The organism is Paenibacillus sp. YSY-4.3, from assembly GCF_054767475.1.
Genome location: NZ_BAABMC010000005.1, coordinates 271,726 through 285,411, shown reverse-complemented (window position 1 = coordinate 285,411; position 13,686 = coordinate 271,726). Strand labels below are relative to the sequence as shown.

The following is a 13,686-nucleotide window of genomic DNA, read 5'->3' as shown; positions in this document are numbered from 1 at the left end:
TCGCTTCTTTTGCCATAGGCGATCACAAGACTTATGGTTTCCTATTATCCCGCTTATTGACATAGGAGTCAAGCCCTGCGGGAATCCTTCTTTATAAGGCTGCTTTTTTGCTCAAAATAAAGAAGATCATCATCATGAAAATGGAGGTTAGACTTTGTTATCCGTGAACTTAGCCATAATGATCCCTTTTCTTGCCGCTATATTCGTTCCATTCTTATACGCCAAAGTTTCACGCAAACATATCGGCTGGTTCGTCCTGATCGTGCCGGTTGTCCTGTTTGTATCTCTGGCTCGCTACATTCCGTCGGTGGCCGGGGGCGAGACTTACTTGAGCACGATCGCGTGGATTCCCTCCTACGGCATCCATTTTACCACGTATCTTGACGGGCTGAGCATCATTTTCGGCCTATTGATTACCGGGATCGGCAGCCTGGTCATCATTTATTCCATTTATTATTTATCTGCAGAAGAATCGCTGGGCCACTTCTATATTTACCTTCTTTTGTTTATGGGAGCCATGCTTGGTGTTGTCTTCTCCGATAATTTGATGGTGTTCTATGCATTCTGGGAATTGACGAGCATCTCGTCGTTCCTCTTGATCGCTTTCTGGTACCACCGGAAGAGATCCCGATACGGTGCAAAAAAAGCTCTACTAACCACAGTTACAGGCGGTATCGCCATGCTGGCCAGCTTCATTATGATCTATTCGATGACCGGCACTATGAGCATCCGGGACATTATCACAACCATCGATCACAATCATATGCTATTTATTCCAGCACTACTGCTGCTGCTGCTCGGGGCTTTTACGAAGTCCGCCCAATTTCCGTTCCATATTTGGCTGCCTGACGCGATGGAAGCACCCACACCGGTGAGCGCATACCTCCACTCGGCAACGATGGTCAAAGCGGGCATTTATTTAGTCGCCCGGTTCACGCCAATCTTCGGCAGCCACGAAACCTGGTTCTGGCTTGTCAGCAGCGTTGGCCTCATCACGCTTTTCTGGGGCTCCTTCAACGCGGTTCGCCAGACGGATCTTAAAGCGCTGCTCGCCTACTCGACCATTAGCCAGCTCGGTCTCATCATGACCCTGTTCGGTATCGGTTCGGCAGCGCTGTCCATGGGGGCAGGCGTGGAGACCGTGATTTATACCCAAGCGACCTTTGCAGCGCTGTTCCATTTGGTCAATCATTCCACGTTCAAAGGCGCTTTGTTTATGGTCATCGGTATTGTCAACCACGGGGCAGGCACCCGTGACATTCGCCGCCTTGGCGGGTTGATGTCGTTTATGCCCATTTCCTTCACCATTGCGCTGATCGGCAGCTTTTCCATGGCTGGCTTGCCGCCTTTCAATGGCTTCCTGAGCAAGGAGATGTTCTTTGAAGCCGTAGTCAGCGTAAGCCAATCCGGGATATTCTCCCTGCATGTATCGAAGTTATTGTTTCCTGTCGTCGCCTGGGTTGCCAGCGTGTTCACCTTTATATACTGCATGATCATTGTCTTCAAGACGTTCCTGGGGCCATATCAGCGGGAGAAGCTGGACCATGAAGCCCATGAGGGTTCGGCTGGCATGTTGATTTCCCCGATCATTCTGGCGGTTCTGGTTGTTGGGATCTTCTTCTTTCCAAACGTGCTGGGCGACTATCTATTGCGTCCGGCGATGGCCAGCATCCTCCCCTCCCTTGAGCTCGAGGGCATGATTGAACCTATTTCAGCCTGGCATGGATTCAGTCCCGCTTTATGGATGACGCTCGGGGTCATTGCGATCGGCACCTTGCTATACTTGTCAATCCGGCGATGGAAAGGAATCTATTCCCTGCTGCCTGAGAAATGGACGCTGGATAACCTGTACAACAACAGCTTGATCCAAATGGAGAAAATCTCGAACCGGATAACCTCCTTCTATATGACAGGCTACTTGCGAAGCTATTCGATATATATTTTCCTGTTCTTCATCGCTGCAGTGGGAGGTACGCTGCTGTTCACGGGCGCCTACGCCTTCGACTTTACAGGCGATGCTCCGATTAGTGTGTATGAATTCGTTCTGGTTCTCGTCATGGCCGCCGCTGCGCTTGCCATTCCTTTGGCTAAATCGCGCGTCAACGCCGTGCTCCTTAACGGAACGCTTGGTTATTCTATGGCCCTGTTCTTCGTCGTGTTCCGTGCGCCTGACTTGGCGCTGACCCAGCTCGTCGTAGAAACGGTATCGACGGCGTTGTTCCTGCTCTGCTTTTATTTTCTGCCTAAATGGAAAAAAGAGGAAGCGCCTCGCCGAACGAAACGTACCAACCTGGCCATTTCGATAGCTGTAGGCATCGTATTCGTATTGGTTGCTCTCTCGGTAAGGGGCGGCAAACTGTTCGATACCATTTCCGGCTACTTTGAAGACGCGTATGAGTTGGCCGGCGGCAAAAATATCGTCAATGCGATTCTTGGGGATTTCCGGGCGTTTGATACGATGCTTGAGGTCATCGTCCTCTTCATCGGCGGATTGAGCGTATACACGCTCATTAAATTAAAAACGACGAAGGAGGAACAGAACCTTGAAGATCAATGACGTCATTCTACAAACCGTTACGAAGATCGTAGTATTCATCATTTTGACGATGGCCGTCTATCTGTTCGTAACCGGGCATAACAGCCCCGGCGGCGGTTTTATTGGAGGGCTCGTGCTCGCCTCCGCACTGGTGCTGTTATTTCTCGCCTTCGATACGGAAACCATCATGAAAAGGATTCCTTTGGACTTTAAATTAGTCGCTGCCCTAGGCGCCTTCATTGCAGTTGCGACGGGAGCCGCTTCCTTGTTCTTGGATATTCCTTTTTTGAGCCATGCTTATTCTTATTTCAATCTTCCTGTATTCGGAAAAACGGGCCTAGCTACGGTCACGATCTTTGAGCTCGGCGTAGCCCTTGGCGTAGTCGGTGTCGTCGTCACGATTATTCTAAGTATTAGCGAGGATGTGTAAGTGTATGGAAACGTTGATCATCATCCTGATGGGAGTGCTGGTGTCGGTTGCGACTTACTTGTTCCTCTCCAGGAATGTTATTCGAATTATTCTAGGTACGTCTGTGCTGACGCATGCGGTACATTTACTCATTATGACGATGGGCGGGCTGAAGACCGGCGGTGTGCCCGTACTCGGTGAAGAAACGACTACCTTTACCGATGCTCTGCCGCAAGCTCTGATCCTGACCTCCATTGTAATCAGCTTTGCGGTCACCGCCTTTCTTCTCGTACTCGCTTACCGGTTGTACCAGGAAAGTAGAAGCGATAATTTATACGAGCTAAGGAGCATAGTGAATGAATAATATCCTTGTGCTCCCCGTCGTCATTCCGGTACTTGCCGGCATTCTGCTTGTATTTTTCCGGTCGCAAATTCAGATTCAAAGATGGCTTAGTCTGGCTGCTGTATTGTCGGTTACGGGCATCAGCTTGTATATTCTGAACATGATTCAAAATACGGGAATCATCCGCCTAGACTTTGGGAATTGGCAGCCCCCGTTCGGCATTCTATTTGTCGGCGATTCCTTCTCCCTGTTGTTGGTGCTAACGACAAGCCTCGTTGCTGCCATTTGCTTGATTTACGCCTTCTACTCTATCGGGGAGCAGCGGGAGCGGATGTTCTTCTATCCGTTTGTCCTGCTCATGGTTGCAGGCGTAAACGGCTCTTTCCTGACCGGGGATTTGTTCAACCTATATGTGTGCTTCGAAGTCATGCTATTAGCTTCTTATGCGCTCATTACGCTTGGGGGCACGAAGCCCCAATTGAAAGAATCCATTAAATACGTAACGATTAACGTGCTCTCTTCCTGGTTCTTTCTTGTAGCCATCGCTTATCTGTACGGAACGGTTGGCACGTTGAACATGGCTCATTTATCCGAACGGATCGCCGAATCGGGACAAACTCCGCTGCTTACCGTTATCAGCATTTTGTTCTTGCTTGTGTTCGGCTTAAAGGCAGGCCTGCTGCTCTATTTCTGGCTGCCTGGCTCATACAGCGTGCCGCCGACGGCTGTAGCGGCCTTATTCGGGGGGCTCCTGACGAAGGTCGGCATCTACGCCATGTTTCGTATGTTCACCTTGCTCTTCTATCATGAGCCTTCAATCACGCATACGATCATTGGCATCATGGCCGGCATTACGCTGATCGGGGGCTCCTTCGGGGCGATTGCATATCGGGATATCCGCCAAATCGTATCCTTTAACGTAGTCATCGCAGTAGGCTTTATCCTGGTCGGTCTAGCCGTCGCTACTCCGGCAGCTATCGAAGGATCTATTTATTACCTGGTTCATGACATGCTTGTCAAAGCAGCCTTGTTCCTCATCGCTGGTTCCATGGTGGCTCTTACCGGTACGACGATGATCGACCGGATGAGCGGATTGATTCGCCACTATCCGATATTAGGCTGGTCGTTTTTCATCATTATGCTGGCCCTTGCCGGCATTCCGCCACTAAGCGGGTTTATGGGGAAAATCCTTATCGGTCAAGGGGCGATTGAGAGCGGTGCGTATATCCTGCTCGCCCTTTCCCTGATCTCCAGCATATTCGTGCTATATTCCCTGCTGCGTATTTTCCTAAACTGCTTCTGGGGAGAATCCACGACAAGCGAGGAAGATGTGGCTCCTCTAAGCAATGGCTGGATCATCCCTTGCGCTCTGCTAACGGCTGCCTCTATCGCTCTTGGGTTCGGAGCGGAATATATTTCGCCTTACATCGCTGACGCAGCGGCAACTTTAACGAATCCCTACATCTATATTGATGCGGTCCTAAGCAAATAATGAAATTAGAATGCACGATATGAAAAAAGGGGGGATGTAAAGTGCCTGCTCAGTTTCTGCTGAATTTATTTATTGCCTTTCTATGGATGGTTCTCAATGATGAAGACGAGCTGAGATTTACGACGTTTTTTGCCGGCTTCCTGGTCGGGGTCGCAATCATTTTCGTTATGCAGCGCTTCTTCGGGAAACAATTTTATTTGCATCGGTTCTACCGGGTCGTTAAGCTCATCCTGATCTTCATTTCCGAGCTGTTCATGTCGGCCTTTGTCGTTATGAAGCATATTATCAGTCCGAAAATAGATATCAAGCCTGGTATATTTACTTATCAAACCGCCCTGAAAAGCGATTGGGAAGTAACCACACTGGCGCTGCTGCTCACACTCACTCCGGGTTCAGTGGTTATGGAAGTTTCTCCCGAAGGAGATACATTTTATATCCATGCCCTCGACATTGAACGTTACAAGAAGGATCTAATCCGTTCTTTAGGCCGATTTGAAAAAGCAATCATGGAGGTGACTCGATAATGATCAATATTATGCTAGGGGTTTCCCTAAGCCTGTTCGGCGTAGCGATTGCCATTTCCCTGTATCGCATTATTAGGGGGCCATCCCTGCCCGATCGCGTTATCGCGATGGACATGATCGGCGTCAACCTGATCTCCGGAATCGCCGCGGTATCTATACTGCTGAGAACTAAAGCCTATTTGGAGGTTATACTCGTCTTGGGCTTACTGGCTTTCATCAGTACGATTTCGCTCTCCAGATTTATCGAGAGAGGTGTTATTATTGAACGTAAACGCAGTGGGTGAATTCGTTGGAGTCGCCTTAATCCTGATCGGCAGCATTATTAGCGTGATCAGCGCCATCGGTATTATTCGTTTTCCGGATGTGTATACGCGGGCGCACGCAGCCACTAAAAGTTCTACGCTTGCCGTTCTATTAACCCTTATCGGAACCTTCCTGTATATATGGTTCAGCGATGCTTACATCAGCGTAAGGGTTATCCTAGGTATACTATTCGTATTCATAACAGCCCCCGTATCCGGCCACCTTATTATCCGGGCGGCCTATCGCTCCAACGTCAAGCTGGCGGATTCGACGGTCGAAGATGAATTAAAGCCTGTCCTGCAAGGAAGCAGTCAGAAGAAGAAACAGGATAAAGAACATGAGCAAGGGCTAGAACAGCCGCAAGGCAGCACTGTAAATTAGTTGGAATTTGAAAGGCCGGGCAAGGGAATTCAATCGATCCCCTTCCCGGCCTTTTTCGTTTCATTCATAACCAGATTTGGATTAATTCCTTAAATCGACATATTTTACATTTCAATTGCGGCCTACTACCCATTAGGTTATACTTAATCAACGGCAGATATCGTTGGCGCTATCATGCCTTATTACCTGAATTATGGACAACTAGAAGCGAATCAATATATAAGCATTACCTTATTCACGTTTTCAAAAAAGGGAGGGATGCATCTATATGAGCGATCAAATCCTAACGCAAATTCTCGATGAGCTCAAATCACTGAACAATCGCATGGGCAATTTGGAAGGCAGGCAAGAGGCGCTGGAATCTAGGCAAATTAGTTTCGAGGCCGAACTGAAGGAGATCAAAGCGAACACCGCAGATATTCCGTTAATTAGACAAGCTGTTCTGGAGACACTGGAAATTACCAAGCGCCTTGTTTGTCCCAAAAATCTTTTGAGAGAAAAGTGACCAACCAGCTCAACACCCATGAATACAGCATTGATATTATTAATCGCCGCCAGCTTAAACTGGAAGCTGATATAGAAAGCATAAAGAACAAATGACATGCCCTTAGAAGAGCCTCGCCTTACGGCGAGGCTTTCGTATGTCATCTGAAATTAGCAATTTAACTCCGCAAACATGGTATAATAACACTGCTTACTCATTCAGATTTCACTATTCAGAAGGAAGTTGGACAACAAGATGATTATAGAAATCGTGGTGGATGTGGTCCTGCCCATCTTTGTGCTGATTGGACTTGGGGCGCTGATGCACCGTGTTTTTCAGCTAAATTTATATACCTTGGCAAAGCTTAATTTCTATTATATTACCCCAGCTGTTGTGTTCTTGAGCATGTACAATTCGGAAATGTCTCCACTCTTATTGGGAAGCGTCACCTTGTTCTATATTTTATATATTGCGCTTCAGTATGTCGTCAGCTCTATTGTCAGCTGGCGGAGGGGATTCACGCCGAGCATGAAAGCAGCCTTCACGAATAGCCTCATTCTGGACAACTCGGGCAACTACGGACTTCCTATCAATCAGCTTGCATTCAAGGGCGATCCGCTCGCCACTTCGATTCAGGCGCTGGTCATGACCTTTCAGAGCCTCGTCACCTTTACCTATGGCGTCATCTCGGTTCAACGGGCTAAATCGGGAGGAACATTAAAAGCGTCGTTAATCGGATTTCTAAAAATGCCGGTTCCATACGCGCTCGTGCTTGGCCTTGTTTTTCACGTCTTCCGCTGGCCGCTGCCGGATTTCGCAGCAAAGCCGCTGGGCTATATCGCGGATTCTATGGTCAGCATTGCTCTGTTGACCCTGGGAGCGCAAATTATTCAATATCCGCTCCGCCTTGACCGGGCAGATGTTTACATCAGCGCCTTCTTAAGGCTGCTGGTCGGCCCGGCAATCGGGCTGCTCCTTATTCTCGTGCTCGGCCTCAAAGGCATTCCGGCTCAAGCGCTGCTTATCGCCTCTGGCATGCCAACAGGCGTTAACAGTACGATTCTCGCTGAAGAATATAATAATGAGCCCGACTTCGCTTCCCAGACCGTGCTTATTTCAACGCTTCTGAACGTCATAACCATAACTGCACTGATCTCGCTATCTAAATTCGTAGGTTAATTCATCACGAAGCATATTAAATTAAATTGGAGCTGTTCGAAACAGCTCTTTTTTTATTCTCGCCATCCGATGAACCATACCAGTGAAAACCTTGACTGCCGTGCCGGTAACAAGGACATGGATATGCATGGATGAGATACTTGTGCTTTAGCACATAATACATTTGAACATTTAGTATTTATAGAGGGGCTGATAAAAATGACTCAAGAAATGGAATACGGAGATGACTACAAATTTATTCCAACAACTTCGTTAGGAAGTGGTGTAGGAATTGAGGTACTGCCCGATCTATTTTGTTACACAGTCCAGATTGTCAACATCTGTCTAGTGGGACATTCGGAATCCGAGGATTTTGTGTTAGTAGATGCAGGAATGCCGGAATCAGCTAATGAGATCATTTCTGTCGTCGAAAAAAGATTTGGCGTAAACAGCCGGCCGAAAGCGATCATTTTGACCCATGGCCATTTTGATCATGTCGGGGCTGTAGTAGAACTGGTCAAGCATTGGGCTGTTCCAGTCTATGCCCATCCAATGGAACTCCCATTCCTAACAGGCCAGAAAAGCTACCCGGAACCAGATCCAACCGTTGAAGGCGGTATGGTGGCAAAAATGTCTCCTATGTTCCCTAATGAGCCGATAAACTTAGGAAGTAACGTACATACGTTGCCATCTGATGGAACGGTCCCCCATATGCCTGGGTTTAGGTGGATCCATACACCAGGACATGCTCCTGGCCATATTTCGTTATTTAGAGAGAAAGACCGGGCGTTAATAGCTGGAGATGCTTTCGTTACAGTGAAACAGGAATATCTGTATAAAGTGTTCACACAGGAACAGGAAATTAGCGGTCCTCCTCGTTATCTTACAACAGATTGGAAGGCTGCCAAGGATTCGGTTGTTAAACTAGCTGTGCTGAAGCCCGCAGTTGCTGTTACTGGACATGGGTTGCCAATGTCAGGTGAGGTGCTGACAACAAGCCTGGAGAAACTTGTTAACGAATTTGATCAGATTGCTGTACCTGAGTACGGAAAGTATGTAAATTGAAAGAGAACTTCGCCAAAGCCTTTGCCAAGCAAAAAGACGTGACTGGACTGGTCGTTCACAGCGACCATGGATTTCAGTACACGTCCTATGCTTACCACGACATGCTGCCAAAGGTTGGAGCCCAAATCAGCATATCTCGTCTGGGCAATTATCTAGAAGGATAAATGATATTATAAGTTGACCTAAGAACTCCGTTCGAATATTGTTTCATATCAACTAATTCCAAATTCAAACGAGGTTTAACACCGCCAAATAGTGGTATCCCCGTGCCAATCATTACAGGATTAACTTTTAAAACTAATTGATCAATAAGTTTATGTTGAATTAATGACCCCGCCAATTGACCGCCCCCACAGAGCCAAAGCTTTCCATCTTCCTTCATTTTGAGATCTTGTATAAAGCCTACCGCGTTATTTTTAATTAATTTCACTTCATCGTTTGATTCAAACTGCATTGTGTTTGAGAAAATATAATGCTTCAACTTAAAAGGGCTAGGCTCACCGGGTTTAAGACCGAATTGAAAACCGTATTCATAGGTCTTCCCCCCCATTAATACCGCATCATATTGCTGAGTATCGGATATGAAATCTGTAACATGGTCACCCTCGTTTAAAAATATAGATTCGTCAGATACTCCATTCGAATCTGCAATAAAATTGTCAAGTGTAACTGCAACATGATATATCAATTTTGCCATTCAGAAATCCCTCCCTTTAAAAAAGAACATTCAAAATATATTCGATAAAACTCTCAAATTTTCCTTTAAATTACTTTCTATTCTCCTTTCACTTGTATCCAAAATGGTGTACTTACCCTAACTGGCGTTTAAATTGTTTACTGGCGAAGATGTAAGCGATGACCATAATGCCGGCACACCAGGCTAGAGCGATCCAGATATCATGGTTAGCAGACCCTCCAAACAAGAGAGCACGGATCGTATTCACGATTGAAGTCACGGGTTGGTTCTCAGCAAAAGCACGGACAATTGTAGGCATGGTTTCGGTGGGGACAAAGGCCGAACTGATAAACGGCAGGAAAACCAGTGGATACGAGTAGGCCGTCGCGCCTTCCATAGTTTTCGCTGTCAATCCGGGAATGACCGCCAGCCATGTCAGCGCCAGCGTAAACAGCCCGAGTATCCCCGCAACCGCGAGCCAATCCAAAATATCAGCGCCGGAACGAAAGCCCATCAAGAGTGCAACGAGGATTACCACCAGGACAGTTAGTGCGTTGGAAACCAGTGAGGTCATTACGTGTGCCCACAATACCGACGATCGCTTGATCGGCATCGTAATGAAACGCGCCATCAGCCCGCTTTTTACATCCGTAAACAGCCGTAGGGAAGTGTAAGCGACGCCGGATGCGATAGCCATCAGCAATATTCCCGGTAACAAATAATTGACATAGTTGTCCGTACCTGTCTCTATGGCACCGCCAAATACGTAGACAAACAGCAGCATCATCATGATCGGTGTAATTGCCACCGTGATTATCGTATCCGGGCTGCGCATGATATTGCGCATTAAACGCCCTAGTAACACCCCTGTTTTATTTTTCATTTATATCTCCTCCTTTTTACCGATCATCGCAAGGAAAATTTCTTCCAATGTCGGCTGCTTCTCGATATACTCTACTTTCGCTGGCGGGAACATCTCCTTGAGTTCAGTAAGGGTACCGGTCGTGATGATTTTGCCGCCATGCAGAATGGCTATACGGTCCGCCAGTTGTTCGGCTTCCTCCAGGTACTGGGTCGTTAGCAAGATGGTCGTGCCGTTGCTGGCAAGTTCCTTGATGGTATCCCAGACTTCAATCCGAGCTTCGGGGTCAAGCCCTGTCGTCGGTTCGTCGAGAAAAATGACGGCTGGCGCCCCAAGCAGGCTCATGGCGATATCGAGCCGGCGTTTCATCCCACCGGAATACTGGTCTGCCCGACGGCCCGCCGCATCGGTCAGGCTGAATCTTGCAAGCAGATTATCGGCGACTTGAGCGGGATTGGAAACACCACGCAACTTGGCAATCATGGTCAGGTTTTCCCGCCCAGTGAGCATGCCATCCAAAGCTGCGAACTGCCCTGTAAGGCTGATGCTCTGGCGAACATGATCCGGTTGACGCTGGACGTCAAAGCCGCAAATACCTACTTCGCCGCCATCAGGCTTCATTAGCGTCGAGAGGATGTTGACCATCGTCGTCTTGCCCGCTCCATTGGAACCCAGCAGTGCGAAAATCTCCCCACGCCGCACCTCAAAATCCACTCCCTTTAAGACTTCCTTGTCTTGATAGGATTTTTTTAACCCCTTTACAGAAATCGCTACATGGCTCATCTTATTTTCTCCTCCTTATAAATAGCACAGCAGGGCCTCTTAGAAATCCGAAATTACGATTTAGCGCTTACTTAGTAAGATTACCTATAGTTATCTACTTAGTATGACAGATAATCTGTATTACTTACTACTGGGGTAAAAATATAACTGAATAGCGAAGACGGAAGTTCATCGTTTGTCACTAGCTAATCAGTTGGTATTATTTATTGAATTTATTGTTTTCCAAATTTATCCTTAATACTCTGATTCAAATCTTCACGATACTTGGCGACATAGGTTTTAGCGTTTGCGACTAGTTCGTCGGCAAAGGACGCCACGTCGTCACCCGTGATCTCCAGCACTTGTCTGCCATCCGCCGCACCGGTTTCGAACAACTCGATTAATTCATACTGCATGTGCAGCATATCCATCCCATTACCCGACGCGAAATTCCACATGTAGTTTTGAATTTTCTTAAATACAAATTGGTAGTCCTCTGGCAAGGCTTCAACCCGTGCCATCATCATCTTGTACTCTTTTTTATCACCCATCAATTTTTTGAACATTTCCATCATGTTATTTTTTTCCTCCTTATTTATAAGCTACACAAGACACTCCAAAGAAAACGGACGGATTATCTTATGAAGTTAGTTTGATTTTAAGACATTGATTTTTGATGATACAAAATCCCACTTTTTCCAAAACAGCTCAAGTTCCTCACCTCCAGCCTCATTAAGTGAGTAAAACTTGCGGGGAGGTCCCATGTCTGACGGTTTCTTTTCAATGTTCACCAGGTTTTTCTTTTCTAATCGCACGAGAATGGTGTAGACCGTCCCTTCCACGACTTCGGTAAATCCAAGCTCGTTTAGTCGGCGGGTAATTTCGTAGCCATAGGTTTCATGGCGACTGATGATTTCCAACACGCAGCCTTCCAGTACACCCTTCAGCATTTCAGTTAAATTTTCCATGATCTGAGCAACCTCTATTCTGTATGACTTATATTCTGTATAACATAGTACAGTAGTAAATTTTTACTGAATAGCTTTTGGCAACCACGCTATTCAGTAGTACTTATTACACCTATAATGTAGTACTTATTAGTGCGGATGTCAACTATTTTTGCAACGAAGAATGAATAAAAGTAAATTAGACCCTGTTAGAGCCTCGTGAACGTGATGTAATCGACTTGGGCAGGCTCTGCTGAATCGATCCGAAGTGCCCGGTTGATCTGTCCCCGGTGATATTGCCCATGCAAGAGGACTTGTGACAGGATGTCCCGGACGCCGAAGCCGCAAAGAGTGTCCAGGTGCACGACACGGTATTTGCAGTACTACAGTCTCGGAGATCCTTTCGCCATTGCCGGCGGTCAGAGGGCGTCGATCCACGTGGTCAGCGCGGCGTTCACGTCGTCGGGCCGATCCTGCATGATCCAGTGGCCGGCGTTTGGCCAGACGTCGACTTTCGAACGGGGATCGGTGAACCAGGTCCGCATCCTTTCCGCCTGGGCCGGATCCCGGCTCATGTGGTAGACGGGAACGCGCAGCTGCCGGAGGAACCGCTCGCTCGCCTCTCCCATGCCGACTTGGTCAGCGCCGAGAAACAGGGGGGCGAAGGATTCGCGCACCACCTGCTCGGGCAGGCCGACCGCCCGGCGGGCATGCCAGCGCCTGAGCGCGGGGGACGTCGCCGGATCGTAGAACTGCTCGAACACGGCCGATGCGGCTGCCCCAGGTTCGTCGCCTTGCAGCGCATCGGCCGCCTTCCGGAAGACCGGCTCTAGTTCGGCCGCGAAGCCTAGCGAGCCGTCCACGGATATGACCGCTTCCACGAGGTCCGGCCGCTTGAGCGCCAGCCGTGCAGCGAGCTGTCCCCCCATCGAGTGGCCGATGATCACGAACTTTCCGCCCCCGGACTTGGATTCGAGCAGCGCCTCCAGATCGCGGACGTAATCCGATGGAGCGTAACCACCGGCGGGCACGACCTCGGACCGGCCGTGTCCACGCAGGTCGACGTTGAGCGTCCGATATCGCTGTTCGAGGACCGGCAGCTGCCAGATCCAGTCGTTGGAGTCGGCCGTCCATCCATGGAGCAGCACGACGTTCCGCCCGTGGCCGACGTCGGTGAAGAAAAGATTGGCGGTTTTTGTAATTTTTTCGGCGGCTTTATTATCCTGATTATTTGCCATGCAGCCCGTTAATACCAATGCGAGGCATACAAGTAAAATCGCCGCCGTTTTTAAACGCATTCTGAACATTTTAAAGAACCAACTCCTTCTGTTTTATTTACCAGGAACGAAGAGAAAATTTGCCATAGTTATCCTCTACTCCTTTTCAAAATTTACCGTATAGTAGGGAATCCCAATATGATCACATACTCTGCGAACATCTTCATAATCTTGCTCTGCGGAACAATGCCCGAAATCATCCGTATCATCCCAATTTTTCATAAAAACACCGATGACATCGTACCCCTGTTCCTTTATCTTCCAATAATAAAATGTAATGATTTTTGTTACATTTAAACTAAAAAGCTTATAAATATTTCCGGATTTGGTTTAACAGCTGCTCTTTTGGTTGAAAGCCAACGATTTTTTCAACCACTTGCCCTTCTTTAAACAGTAACAAAGTGGGTATAATACAGTCCCTGCTGTAATGTCACTTTGAAACGTTTGATCCTTTAGTTCTACAATAG

17 protein-coding genes and 3 pseudogenes are annotated in these 13,686 nt (G+C 47.7%); 11 read left to right on the top strand and 9 right to left on the bottom strand.

Annotated elements, in window-relative coordinates:
- Positions 1 to 154 precede the first annotated feature (154 nt).
- The 11 genes from ACYUJT_RS18080 (at position 155) to ACYUJT_RS18030 (ending at position 8,859) form a co-directional block, all read left to right on the top strand.
- A complete protein-coding gene (locus tag ACYUJT_RS18080; RefSeq protein WP_460324717.1) occupies positions 155 to 2,557 on the top strand; it encodes a Na+/H+ antiporter subunit A in 2,403 nt (800 codons plus the stop codon).
- Positions 2,544 to 2,966 carry a Na(+)/H(+) antiporter subunit B gene (locus tag ACYUJT_RS18075; RefSeq protein ID WP_460324715.1) on the top strand — a complete coding sequence of 141 codons (423 nt, stop codon included), beginning with the start codon at positions 2,544 to 2,546 and terminating at the stop codon, positions 2,964 to 2,966. The genes ACYUJT_RS18080 and ACYUJT_RS18075 overlap by 14 nt, the downstream gene beginning before the upstream one ends.
- 4 nt (positions 2,967 to 2,970) lie before the next feature.
- The gene (locus ACYUJT_RS18070; RefSeq protein WP_460324713.1) at positions 2,971 to 3,309 is read left to right on the top strand and encodes a Na(+)/H(+) antiporter subunit C; all 339 of its coding nucleotides are present in this window, start codon (positions 2,971 to 2,973) and stop codon (positions 3,307 to 3,309) included.
- Positions 3,302 to 4,780, top strand: coding sequence for a Na+/H+ antiporter subunit D (locus tag ACYUJT_RS18065; RefSeq protein WP_460324711.1), 1,479 nt, complete (start codon positions 3,302 to 3,304; stop codon positions 4,778 to 4,780). The genes ACYUJT_RS18070 and ACYUJT_RS18065 overlap by 8 nt, the downstream gene beginning before the upstream one ends.
- A 41-nt stretch (positions 4,781 to 4,821) precedes the next feature.
- The gene (locus ACYUJT_RS18060) at positions 4,822 to 5,304 is read left to right on the top strand and encodes a Na+/H+ antiporter subunit E (RefSeq protein WP_460324709.1); all 483 of its coding nucleotides are present in this window, start codon (positions 4,822 to 4,824) and stop codon (positions 5,302 to 5,304) included.
- On the top strand, positions 5,304 to 5,588 hold the full coding sequence (locus ACYUJT_RS18055; RefSeq protein WP_460324707.1) for a Na(+)/H(+) antiporter subunit F1: 285 nt from the start codon (positions 5,304 to 5,306) through the stop codon (positions 5,586 to 5,588). Before ACYUJT_RS18060 ends, ACYUJT_RS18055 begins: the two co-directional genes overlap by 1 nt.
- Positions 5,566 to 5,988, top strand: coding sequence for a Na+/H+ antiporter subunit G (locus ACYUJT_RS18050; RefSeq protein ID WP_460324705.1), 423 nt, complete (start codon positions 5,566 to 5,568; stop codon positions 5,986 to 5,988). The genes ACYUJT_RS18055 and ACYUJT_RS18050 overlap by 23 nt, the downstream gene beginning before the upstream one ends.
- Before the next feature lie 268 nt (positions 5,989 to 6,256).
- Positions 6,257 to 6,493, top strand: coding sequence for a hypothetical protein (locus ACYUJT_RS18045; protein ID WP_460324703.1), 237 nt, complete (start codon positions 6,257 to 6,259; stop codon positions 6,491 to 6,493).
- A gap of 234 nt (positions 6,494 to 6,727) precedes the next feature.
- On the top strand, positions 6,728 to 7,651 hold the full coding sequence (locus ACYUJT_RS18040) for an AEC family transporter (RefSeq protein ID WP_460324701.1): 924 nt from the start codon (positions 6,728 to 6,730) through the stop codon (positions 7,649 to 7,651).
- Between the two features lie 198 nt (positions 7,652 to 7,849).
- Positions 7,850 to 8,695: an MBL fold metallo-hydrolase gene (locus tag ACYUJT_RS18035; protein WP_460324699.1), complete on the top strand. Its 846-nt coding sequence runs from the start codon at positions 7,850 to 7,852 to the stop codon at positions 8,693 to 8,695.
- Entirely contained in the window at positions 8,692 to 8,859 is a 168-nt protein-coding gene (locus ACYUJT_RS18030) for a hypothetical protein (protein ID WP_460324697.1), read from the top strand. The genes ACYUJT_RS18035 and ACYUJT_RS18030 overlap by 4 nt, the downstream gene beginning before the upstream one ends.
- Here ACYUJT_RS18030 and ACYUJT_RS18025 read toward each other — a convergent pair.
- From ACYUJT_RS18025 to ACYUJT_RS17985, 9 genes and pseudogenes are all read right to left on the bottom strand, one after another.
- Complete coding sequence (locus tag ACYUJT_RS18025; protein ID WP_460324695.1) at positions 8,844 to 9,392, bottom strand: dihydrofolate reductase family protein; 549 nt, start codon at positions 9,390 to 9,392, stop codon at positions 8,844 to 8,846. The two genes, ACYUJT_RS18030 and ACYUJT_RS18025, sit on opposite strands and share 16 nt — an antisense overlap.
- Before the next feature lie 112 nt (positions 9,393 to 9,504).
- Positions 9,505 to 10,254, bottom strand: coding sequence for an ABC transporter permease (locus ACYUJT_RS18020; protein ID WP_460324693.1), 750 nt, complete (start codon positions 10,252 to 10,254; stop codon positions 9,505 to 9,507).
- A complete protein-coding gene (locus tag ACYUJT_RS18015; protein ID WP_460324691.1) occupies positions 10,255 to 11,016 on the bottom strand; it encodes an ABC transporter ATP-binding protein in 762 nt (253 codons plus the stop codon).
- Between the two features lie 212 nt (positions 11,017 to 11,228).
- Positions 11,229 to 11,570, bottom strand: coding sequence for a DUF1048 domain-containing protein (locus ACYUJT_RS18010; protein WP_460324689.1), 342 nt, complete (start codon positions 11,568 to 11,570; stop codon positions 11,229 to 11,231).
- A 72-nt stretch (positions 11,571 to 11,642) separates the two neighbouring features.
- Positions 11,643 to 11,963: a PadR family transcriptional regulator gene (locus tag ACYUJT_RS18005; RefSeq protein WP_460324687.1), complete on the bottom strand. Its 321-nt coding sequence runs from the start codon at positions 11,961 to 11,963 to the stop codon at positions 11,643 to 11,645.
- A 188-nt stretch (positions 11,964 to 12,151) separates the two neighbouring features.
- Positions 12,152 to 12,277: pseudogene (locus ACYUJT_RS18000) on the bottom strand (DinB family protein); the annotation flags it as partial.
- An 84-nt stretch (positions 12,278 to 12,361) separates the two neighbouring features.
- Positions 12,362 to 13,249 carry an alpha/beta fold hydrolase gene (locus tag ACYUJT_RS17995; RefSeq protein ID WP_460324685.1) on the bottom strand — a complete coding sequence of 296 codons (888 nt, stop codon included), beginning with the start codon at positions 13,247 to 13,249 and terminating at the stop codon, positions 12,362 to 12,364.
- 69 nt (positions 13,250 to 13,318) lie between these two features.
- Positions 13,319 to 13,477, bottom strand: a pseudogene (locus tag ACYUJT_RS17990) (tRNA 2-thiouridine(34) synthase MnmA); the annotation flags it as partial.
- Positions 13,478 to 13,526: 49 nt separating this feature from the next.
- Positions 13,527 to 13,628: pseudogene (locus tag ACYUJT_RS17985) on the bottom strand (thiol reductase thioredoxin); the annotation flags it as partial.
- Between the last annotated feature and the right edge of the window lie 58 nt (positions 13,629 to 13,686).

Bases quoted from the DNA above. Each gene is read 5' to 3' on its own strand.
- ACYUJT_RS17995 (WP_460324685.1), bottom strand. From the start codon at position 13,249: ATGTTCAGAATGCGTTTAAAAACGGCGGCGATTTTACTTGTATGCCTC.
- ACYUJT_RS18065 (WP_460324711.1), top strand. From the start codon at position 3,302: ATGAATAATATCCTTGTGCTCCCCGTCGTCATTCCGGTACTTGCCGGC.
- ACYUJT_RS18005 (WP_460324687.1), bottom strand. From the start codon at position 11,963: ATGGAAAATTTAACTGAAATGCTGAAGGGTGTACTGGAAGGCTGCGTG.
- ACYUJT_RS18070 (WP_460324713.1), top strand. From the start codon at position 2,971: ATGGAAACGTTGATCATCATCCTGATGGGAGTGCTGGTGTCGGTTGCG.
- ACYUJT_RS18045 (WP_460324703.1), top strand. From the start codon at position 6,257: ATGAGCGATCAAATCCTAACGCAAATTCTCGATGAGCTCAAATCACTG.
- ACYUJT_RS18025 (WP_460324695.1), bottom strand. From the start codon at position 9,392: ATGGCAAAATTGATATATCATGTTGCAGTTACACTTGACAATTTTATT.
- ACYUJT_RS18035 (WP_460324699.1), top strand. From the start codon at position 7,850: ATGACTCAAGAAATGGAATACGGAGATGACTACAAATTTATTCCAACA.
- ACYUJT_RS18015 (WP_460324691.1), bottom strand. From the start codon at position 11,016: ATGAGCCATGTAGCGATTTCTGTAAAGGGGTTAAAAAAATCCTATCAA.
- ACYUJT_RS18040 (WP_460324701.1), top strand. From the start codon at position 6,728: ATGATTATAGAAATCGTGGTGGATGTGGTCCTGCCCATCTTTGTGCTG.
- ACYUJT_RS18010 (WP_460324689.1), bottom strand. From the start codon at position 11,570: ATGATGGAAATGTTCAAAAAATTGATGGGTGATAAAAAAGAGTACAAG.
- ACYUJT_RS18055 (WP_460324707.1), top strand. From the start codon at position 5,304: ATGATCAATATTATGCTAGGGGTTTCCCTAAGCCTGTTCGGCGTAGCG.
- ACYUJT_RS18020 (WP_460324693.1), bottom strand. From the start codon at position 10,254: ATGAAAAATAAAACAGGGGTGTTACTAGGGCGTTTAATGCGCAATATC.